Origin of the sequence: Steroidobacter sp., from assembly GCF_016790065.1 — a bacterium.
In the GTDB taxonomy this organism is placed as follows: Bacteria; Pseudomonadota; Gammaproteobacteria; order Steroidobacterales; family Steroidobacteraceae; genus Steroidobacter.
The window spans coordinates 1-1,580 of sequence record NZ_JAEUPY010000313.1 but is presented as its reverse complement, the minus strand read 5'-3'; the positions used below and the strand labels follow the sequence as shown (position 1 = coordinate 1,580).

Annotated in this window: 2 protein-coding genes; both read right to left on the bottom strand. The window is 59.9% G+C overall.

The window, feature by feature from the left end:
* Positions 1-1,005 (bottom strand): glycosyltransferase (locus JNL55_RS13215; protein WP_293853633.1); only part of this gene is annotated, 1,005 nt, incomplete at its 3' end.
* The coding region (locus tag JNL55_RS13210) for a class I SAM-dependent methyltransferase (protein ID WP_293853630.1) at positions 1,002-1,580 on the bottom strand (579 nt) is incomplete at its 5' end. The genes JNL55_RS13215 and JNL55_RS13210, both read right to left, overlap by 4 nt.

The following is a 1,580-nucleotide window of genomic DNA, read 5'->3' as shown; positions in this document are numbered from 1 at the left end:
AGCGCGATAGGCGATTTCGGCCCGGCTCGTGTCGTCCTGGAGAAACTTGCGCGCCTTGGCAATGGCATCCGCAATGTCGTCGTAGTAAACGGCCTCTTCGTTCTCGCGAAATATCTGGGTCTGCAGATTCGACGCGCCACGATCGCACAACAACAGCATGCCGTGCGCGGCGGCTTCATACGAGCGCATGTTTCCAGACTCGGAGGGTACGTCGCTCACATGCATGTTCAACGCGATCTTGGTTCGCAGGTATAGCTCGCGCTTACCGCTGACACTGACCGGGCGCACGCGGCGATAATAGCCCCGCTCTCCGACCAGCACCCGTAGAAAGCCTGCATACCCAGCGAACGGCCAACGGCCATGCACGGTGAAATCGTCACCTAATGCGCGTTTGACTCGCGCCAACCGCTCCACCTTGGTGAACGTCGGATTGCCCACGTAGCAGACCCCTGCCGTGCGTTTCAGGATGTCTTCATAGCTCAAGGACGGCATCGGCACCGGTTGCACCAGCGGTAGCCAAAACCTGCGTCGCACGCCGGCCTGGCGCAGCAAGTCATCGAAACTCGAATCGGCGCTGTAGCTGGGCGAGATGTAGAAGGCACCATCGTAAGCCCACACATAGGGCAGCCCCCGAACGTAGGTCGAGTGCGGATCGTCCACGAACCCCATGATGAACTTCCGCGTGCCGCGCCGCCTGGCCAGAATCTCCGGGTGCACGAACGGATATGTGAAAAACACCACTGCATCGGCGTCTTCGACTTCATTCAGCAGTCGCTCGCAATTACTCAGATACTGAGCATCGCGCTCGCGATACAACTCATCGACGCCGCGCGCTTCGAGTACCAGACGATTGCGCAGCACCCCGCTCAAACCATGAGTGAGAAGTCTGCGACCGCCGGTGGCTGAACCTTGCCAGGAGATTGACTTGCCGACCTGGTACAGCAGGTAGTCACCCAACCGGAGTTCGCCGGGCAACTGCAAGCCAAACACGGCGACTCGTTTCATTGGTCCGCCGCCCGACGCCGGCCGACGATCAGAATGTTGGCCGCGAAGCGGGTATTTCGCGGCCACAAGAAAGCCAGAAAGTTCAAAGCATATTGGGTCAACCGACCGGCCACGCCGTACTTCTGCAGCGACAGTAACCACGGCGAAGGACGCCCGTAGAACGAGGCGCTCAATACATAGTCGGGGTGACGGTGCTGCAGGTCGGTCCAGAATGACGGCCGCATCACTTCCAGGTTATGAATTTCCAGGTTGGCGGGATCGAGCCGTCCCTGCAAACGCTGATACAAACCTGAGTAGTTGGGAATCAGCACCACCGCCGTGCCGGCCGGTTTGAGCCAACGCAAATGCGCTCCCAACATGTCCGACGGGTCGTCGAAGTGTTCCAGTACGCCGATCGAGTAGACCAGATCCATCGTGCCGTTCAATTCGGTCACGGCGGTGGCGTCTTCGCACAGCACCTGGGCGTTCCGGCCGGTGGCCGCAAAGAACTGACGCGCAATCGCGCATCCCTGATCCGAATAGTCGACTCCCACCACGTTGGGGGTCACGTGGTCATGGACCCAGCCCAAGGTCTT